Genomic DNA, 6835 nt, shown 5'->3' with positions numbered 1-6835 from the left:
AAATAATTATGTTGAGTGGTTACGCCTTATACCTCGTGTCCGCGCGGCATGGTAACCCTCAACTTTACATAATATATCACTCTACATAAGATGAATTATGTTGAGCTCAACATAATTCATCTGCATGCAAAAGGTCACGGGCAACCAAGTGTGTCTTCATCCGATCATAGATTAAGCTGAGCCAATGTTCAGCTCCATGAAGCATCCAATTGGCCAGCGTTTGCCGGGACAACGTAACGCCCAGACGCTTAAATTGTTGCTCCTGACGGTATAACGGCTGAGCGTCCAAATATTTTTGACACATCACATAGGCCATCGCCGAAGGCGACGCTAAGCTCTTGGGAAAAACAGCGTTTGGCGCTTTCGCAGTGACAATCGGCGTTTGAATGGCTTCCCGTTCACAATGGCGACAGGCATACGTGTGACGAACATGCTTGATGACCTTAACCTGTGCAGGAATGACTTTCAGTTCTTCGCGAACCTCAGTGGACATTTCATGTAAAGCTCCTCCACAGCAGGAACAAACCTGTTCGGTCTCAGGTAAATCATAGTCAATCACTTCAACCGGGAGATTCTCCAGCTTTTCCTGTCGCTGCCCTTGGCTTTTCTTGCGTTTATAGGTAATCGTTTCAACGGTCGGTTCGGGAAGGTTAGGATCCGATTCGCTTTCTGCTTCATTGAATAGTTGAAGCGTTAACTGCTCCGGATGCGTTTTTTCGCTCGAAGCGCCGAATTGGCGTTTTTGACTGAGACGGAATTGTTCTTGGAACCATTTCAGCTTGAGCGTCAGTTCGGCGTTTTGTTGCTTCAGCGCATCACGCTCCTCACGCAATGCTTCAATTGTGGGTGTGTTTGACTCCGTTCGGTTTTCCATTTTTTTATTATAATCGAAGACGCGCATCCTGTCTTTCCCATCTTTGAAAATCAGAGAAGTGTGCGCGCAGTAATTTCTTTATGTGCCTGACGTTGCTGAATGGACAGACCATCCAGCAGCCAGTTGAGCTGACGACGATTGATGGGTAACGAAGGGCTTGAGTCATTGGCCTTCGGCCATTGAAAGGTGCCTTTTTCTAAACGCTTGTAATACAGCCAAAATCCGCTGTATTCCCAATGTAAAATTTTTAACTTGTCTCGTTTCCGATTGCAGAAGACAAACAGGCATGGTGAAAATGGATCGAGATGAAAGCCTTCTTGAACCAAGACGGACAATCCGTCAATGGATTTGCGCAGGTCTGTAGGACCCTTAGCCAAATAGACGTTTTCAATGGCTGATTCGCGGATCATAAAGCACGCAGCACCCGAACGACATCCGCAAACAAATCCGGATCGAATCCAGTATGAACCTCAACTTTGGCAGATCCAACATGAATGAATAAGGGCTCCTGTTGGGCGGCATTATCCAGACCAATAGGCATCCATCGATGGGGATCAGGAAGTGAGCCATCATGGCGTAACTTGCGCCGCCAATAACGGAACTGGCATAGAGGAATGCCCTGATCTGCACACCACTGTGTGCCTGTTAAATCACTGGTCTCGAAATCTTGCATTCGTTTCTGCCAGCGGTCATGTAATTCTACTCGTGTCATGGATCATCCTCCCGAACAATTGATAGAGATATCATCGCATGATCGAGTGATCAGGAGAAGGTGTCTATTATTTGACGCTTACAGAACAACGTCAATTTCGTTTACATTTATGTCGAAAAGCAGACCCCCAAAGTAAAGGGAAAATAGAAAATGTTGTCAAGTATGTTAAGTATAATTTTGCCAAGAACAGGACCTTTACGAACATCGATACATGGAATGAAAAAGGCATTGCTTGGTTAGAACGGACAGGAAACTATAACGTACACAATACAACAAAAAAGAGACCGGCTGAAGTGCACGCCCTCGAAAAGCAACACTTGAAACCAGTCTCTCCGCTGCTCTCCATTGAGAGCGAGTATAGTTCCAGTATAACAAGAACGGTCTGTCCGGACAATGTCATCAAATATAAATCCAATCGTTATTCCGTGCCCTTGGGAACGTATCGTCGAAATGGTGATAATAAAGTTTTCATTGAAATCAATGAAAGTGAATTGATCATCAAAAAGCAATCATCAGGTGAAGTCCTGGCTCAGCACATCCTAAGTACAGGAAAAGGCGAGCTCATCAAAAGCAGACAACATGCTCGTGATCGTTCAAAAGGAATTCAAGCCTATAAGGAGACGATTATCCGTCAATTCAATGATGGCGATCAAGCGGCATTATTCATTCAAGAATTGAGTAAACGGTATCCGAGATATGTCCGTGATCAGCTTCAAATCGTCCAGTATGCCCTTCATCATTTCCGTCAGGAAATGGAACAAGCCTTGACTATCTGTATAAAAGACCAGCTTTGGAGTGCCAACGATCTTCGAGATGTTTCCCAACATCTGGCTCGCCAAAAAGAAACAAAAGAATTACAAGCATCGTGTCAGACTCAGGAACCACAAAATGATCGCGTCGCACGAACACGCCAAGTGGCTGCAACGGTGAGAGAAATGGACGATTACATCCAGATACTTGGAGGCGTGGGGCAATGAACAGTACAGTCAAAGAGATACAAGAACACTTTCGCCATCTTCGGATGACGGAGACAGCCAATGGGCTACCCCAACTCTTGCGAAAAGCGGAACAATCTTCTTGGACCTATCAAGAATTACTGGAAGAACTTTTAACTTTCGAATTAAAGCGGAGAGAAGAAAAAAATGTAGAGAGAAGATTGAAGTGGGCCAAGTTCCCTTATCAAAAGACACTGGATGAATTTCGTATGGACGAACAACAATCCATTAGCAGTCGGCAGATCAACCAGTTAAAGGAGTTGAATTGGCTAGAACAACAATATAACCTGATTCTTCTTGGCCCGCCAGGGGTGGGCAAAACCCATATTGCGATTGGTCTCGGCCTTGAGGCTATCTATAAAGGCTTCAAGGTAAGCTTTTTAACCATGGGGGAGCTCGTCCATCTGCTCAAGACAGAAGAGTACCTATCTAAATCCAAAACGCAGCTAAAAAGGCTCCGGGAATCGGATCTTGTCATCGTTGATGACCTGATGTATCTGGCAATGGATCAGCGAGAGGCCAATTTATTTTTTCACCTAATTAACTATCTGTACGAACGAAGTTCGGTCATTCTGACCTCCAACAAAGGGCCAAAACAATGGGGGGAATTAATGGGTGATCAGGGGATCACAACAGCTATATTAGACAGAATTCTTCATCGGGTAGAAGTCATTCACTTAAATGAAGACAGCTATAGAATTAAACACCGAAGCACAATTTTCAAAGAGAAAAGTGTTCAAAATTAATTAGCAAAAAGTGTTCAAAACTACTTGACGGTTACAAACGCTCCCCTCGGTTATTATCTAATTCTAGTCGTCCATCTGTAAGCGTCAAATAATGGACACCTTCTCTTGATCAGTGAAGCATGCGATAATGCCTCTATCAAATGATCAGGAGGATGATCCATGACGCGAATCGAGTTACAAAATCTTTGGCAAGAGCGCATGAATGATTTTGAGAAAAGTGAACAGAACGGCAAAGAATGGTGTTCAGGGCAAGAAATTCCACTCAGTCAATTTTGGTATTGGCGACGCAAGCTGAGATTGATGCCAGCTACACCTTCAACGCATTCATGGACGACCGTGAATTTTGAACGTGCACAGAAACAGGAGATTCTTTTTGTCCATCTTGGGGTTTCAAAGATCGAGGTCCATGCCGGCTTTGATCCGGATCTGTTGGCTGATGTAGTTCGTGTGTTGCGAGCGCTATGATTCGAGATTCGATCATTGAACAGGTGTATTTAGCCAAAGGTCCTACGGACCTGAGGAAGTCGATTGACGGGTTGTCCGTTATCGTACAGGAAGGATTCCATCTTAATCCTTTTTCCTCCTGCCTATTTGTATTCTGTAATCGTAAGCGGGATAAGTTAAAACCTGCATTCCCGGACATTTATACCAATAATCGAGTCTGATTCCTTTTAAATCAAGGAGTTCAGACTTTTTTAGTGTTGCTTTTTTTGCCAAAACATGGTATAATTATACCATGTTTTGGAGGGATGCACATGTCACTCGTTCATTTGAAGAACAAAAAAAACGGAATCACTTACGTGTATGAATCCGAAGGGTACTGGGACAAGGAAAAGAAGCAGACGCGGAATCGTCGGAAATGTATTGGCAAACTGGATCCGGTAACCGGCAAATTCATTCCGTCCAAAAAGTATACCGACGGTCTGAAAGAGATCATCAACCAAAAAGAAAAGAAACGTGGTCCCGTGGCGTCGACCACCTATCAGCGCCGTTTCTACGGAGCAACTTACTTATTTGACGCCATCGGCGCCAAACTTGGCCTCACAGATGACCTGTCCCAATGTTTTCCAGAATCGTATCAACAGATTCTTTCCCTAGCCTATTATCTGGTTCTGGAGGATCGCAATCCGATGAGCCGCTTCCCCCGTTGGGCGAAGACCCATGTGCATCCCTACGGAAAAAATCTGTCCTCCCAGAGAAGCAGTGAGCTGTTTGGCTCAATCACGGAAAATGCCAAACATCATTTCTTTCTTCTCCAAAGCAAAAGGCGCGTCCGTGAAGAGTATCTGGCTTATGATACGACCTCTGTATCGTCCTACTCAAAAGTGCTGAAACAGGTCAAATACGGCAAAAACAAGGATCATGATCCTCTGCCGCAGATTAACCTGGCGCTTCTTTACGGGGAGACCTCCGGTCTGCCGGTAGCCTATCGCAAACTGCCGGGCAACATTGCCGACGTCAAAACGATACGGACACTGCTCGCTGATGTAGACTTTCTTAAGCAAAAGAAAGTGAAGATCGTGATGGACCGCGGCTTCTACAGTGAGAAAAATATCAACGCCTTCTATCAAGACCACGTAAAATTTCTGATTGGTGTCCGAACTTCACTGAAGTTTGTTCGCAAGACGTTGGACGATGTCCGTCAGAAAATGATCACGCGCGCTCACTACGATTCCGGCTGCAATCTCTATTATGAATCCTTTCTGACTGACTGGGACTATTCAGAAGTCAAAAAGCGAACCGGGGAAATTATGACCGATAAGAAAAGACTGTATCTTCATCTCTACTATAATGATCAAAAAGCGACTGACGATAAGATGACCTTCAATAAACTGCTGGATCGTCTGGAGGAAGAACTACAGTCGGGCAGGAGAAATCCGGAACATGAAAAGCTTTATGCTCGTTACTACGAGTGGAAAGAAACGCCTATCAGAGGAATTTCCCTGACACCAAAAGTCGAGGCAATCGCCAAAGCGGAAAAGGACTTTGGTTACTTCGCTCTCATTTCCAATGGGATCAAAGATCCCATTGAGGCAGTGGAGATTTATCGGACAAAGGATCTGATCGAGAAAGCCTTCGGTAATTTAAAAGAACGGCTGAATCTTCGCCGAACCTCGGTTTCTTCCGAAGAAAACCTGGAAGGCAAACTTTTCATCCAATTCATCGCGCTGTTCTATCTTTCATACATAAAAAAGGCAATGAGCGATCATCAATTATTTAAAAAATACACCATTCAGGAACTTCTGGATGAACTGGATGTGGTCGAGCAGTACTGGCAACCCGGTGGCCACAAGCATATTGGCGAGCTGACCAAAAAACAGATGGACCTTTATCAATTCCTAGGAGTGGATCCGCCTGCCTTGGTATAATTTCACGGGAATTCAGGTTAAAAATCCTACATTGGGAGTATAACGGCTTTTGGCTTTACTATAAGCGTCTGGAAAAAGGGGCTTTTGCATGGCCGAAGAATGACGATTCCTCGTCTTCTTTAAGAATTACGCGACGACAGCTGAATTGGTTGCTGGATGGCTTATCCCTTGAACAGCGACACGCACATCAACCGATGAACGCGCAAACCTTGATCTGACTCAAGAAATCAGAGACAGGAGGCGTGTTTTCTATTATAATGAAGAAATGAAAAAGCGAACGGATTCAAACGTCACCACAATGGATGCATTGCGTGAGGAACGCGATGCGCTCAAAAGAGAAAACGCCGAACTGACACTCAAGCTAAAATGGTTCGAAGAACAATTTTGCCTCAGCCAAACCCGTCAATTCGGTGCTTCAAGCGAGAAGACCAATTCGGAACAGCTTATCCTTCAATTATTCAATGAAGCGGAAAGTGAAACGGATAGCGGAGTTCCCGAACCTACTGTGGAAACAATCACCTATAAACGGAAGAAAACTCAGGGACAACGTCAAGAAAAACTGAAAGACTTGCCGGTTGAAGTGATTGACTATACCTTACCTGAACACGAACAGACCTGTTCGTGTTGCGGAGGAGCTTTGCATAACATGTCATCAGAAGTTCGTGAGGAGCTTAAAATCATTCCTCCTCAGGTCAAGGTGATCCGACATGTCCGTCACACCTATGCCTGCCGGCATTGTGAACGACAAGCCACGCAAACACCGATCATCACGGCACCGGCACCGAAAGCTGTTTTTCCAAAAAGTCTGGCCTCCCCATCAGCGATGGCATACATCATGTGCCAGAAGTATCTGGATGCGCAGCCACTCTACCGACAGGAACAACAGTTTAAACGATTAGGAATCGCTCTTTCACGACAAACGATGGCTAATTGGCTTCTTTATGGGGCGAATCATTGGCTTCAAGGAATCTATAACCGGATGAAAGCTAAGCTGGTTCAGCAGAATCTTCTTCATGCCGATGAATTATGTTGAGCTCAACATAATTCATCTTATGAAGAGTCATTTATTATGTTGAGTCACTCTTATTTAATTTAAAAAGGTCGCTGTACGCCTGGTATTTGGGTACAGTTTATGGAAA

Annotated in this window: 9 protein-coding genes and 1 pseudogene; 7 read left to right on the top strand and 3 right to left on the bottom strand. The window is 44.6% G+C overall.

Annotated elements, in window-relative coordinates; all coding sequences use genetic code 11:
* Positions 1-115 precede the first annotated feature (115 nt).
* From BM003_RS17285 to tnpA (BM003_RS17275), 3 genes and pseudogenes are all read right to left on the bottom strand, one after another.
* Positions 116-874, bottom strand: a pseudogene (locus BM003_RS17285) (transposase); the annotation flags it as partial.
* A 50-nt stretch (positions 875-924) separates the two neighbouring features.
* Complete coding sequence (tnpB, locus tag BM003_RS17280; RefSeq protein WP_093674863.1) at positions 925-1284, bottom strand: IS66 family insertion sequence element accessory protein TnpB; 360 nt, start codon at positions 1282-1284, stop codon at positions 925-927.
* A complete protein-coding gene (tnpA, locus tag BM003_RS17275) occupies positions 1281-1586 on the bottom strand; it encodes an IS66 family insertion sequence element accessory protein TnpA (RefSeq protein ID WP_093674862.1) in 306 nt (101 codons plus the stop codon). Before tnpA (BM003_RS17275) ends, tnpB (BM003_RS17280) begins: the two co-directional genes overlap by 4 nt.
* A 71-nt stretch (positions 1587-1657) precedes the next feature.
* Between tnpA (BM003_RS17275) and BM003_RS17270 the strand changes: the two genes are divergently transcribed.
* From BM003_RS17270 to BM003_RS17240, 7 genes are all read left to right on the top strand, one after another.
* Complete coding sequence (locus BM003_RS17270; protein WP_177184864.1) at positions 1658-2563, top strand: transposase; 906 nt, start codon at positions 1658-1660, stop codon at positions 2561-2563.
* Positions 2560-3327 (top strand): IS21-like element helper ATPase IstB, encoded by a 768-nt coding sequence (gene istB, locus BM003_RS17265; RefSeq protein WP_093674861.1) that lies wholly within the window; start codon positions 2560-2562, stop codon positions 3325-3327. Before BM003_RS17270 ends, istB begins: the two co-directional genes overlap by 4 nt.
* Before the next feature lie 159 nt (positions 3328-3486).
* Entirely contained in the window at positions 3487-3792 is a 306-nt protein-coding gene (gene tnpA / locus BM003_RS17260; RefSeq protein ID WP_093674860.1) for an IS66 family insertion sequence element accessory protein TnpA, read from the top strand.
* Positions 3789-3992 carry an IS66 family insertion sequence element accessory protein TnpB gene (gene tnpB, locus BM003_RS18325; RefSeq protein ID WP_093674859.1) on the top strand — a complete coding sequence of 68 codons (204 nt, stop codon included), beginning with the start codon at positions 3789-3791 and terminating at the stop codon, positions 3990-3992. Before tnpA (BM003_RS17260) ends, tnpB (BM003_RS18325) begins: the two co-directional genes overlap by 4 nt.
* 90 nt (positions 3993-4082) lie before the next feature.
* Positions 4083-5696, top strand: a complete 1614-nt coding sequence (locus tag BM003_RS17250; RefSeq protein WP_093674858.1) for an IS1634 family transposase — start codon at positions 4083-4085, stop codon at positions 5694-5696.
* Positions 5600-5914: an IS66 family insertion sequence element accessory protein TnpB gene (gene tnpB / locus BM003_RS18320; protein WP_143128496.1), complete on the top strand. Its 315-nt coding sequence runs from the start codon at positions 5600-5602 to the stop codon at positions 5912-5914. Before BM003_RS17250 ends, tnpB (BM003_RS18320) begins: the two co-directional genes overlap by 97 nt.
* Positions 5915-5961: 47 nt before the next feature.
* Positions 5962-6729: an IS66 family transposase gene (locus tag BM003_RS17240; RefSeq protein ID WP_093674857.1), complete on the top strand. Its 768-nt coding sequence runs from the start codon at positions 5962-5964 to the stop codon at positions 6727-6729.
* The last annotated feature ends 106 nt before the right edge of the window (positions 6730-6835 follow it).

Origin of the sequence: Sporolactobacillus nakayamae (genome assembly GCF_900113325.1) — a bacterium.
Taxonomy (GTDB): domain Bacteria; phylum Bacillota; class Bacilli; order Bacillales; family Sporolactobacillaceae; genus Sporolactobacillus; species Sporolactobacillus nakayamae.
This window is presented reverse-complemented; position numbering and strand designations above follow the sequence as displayed.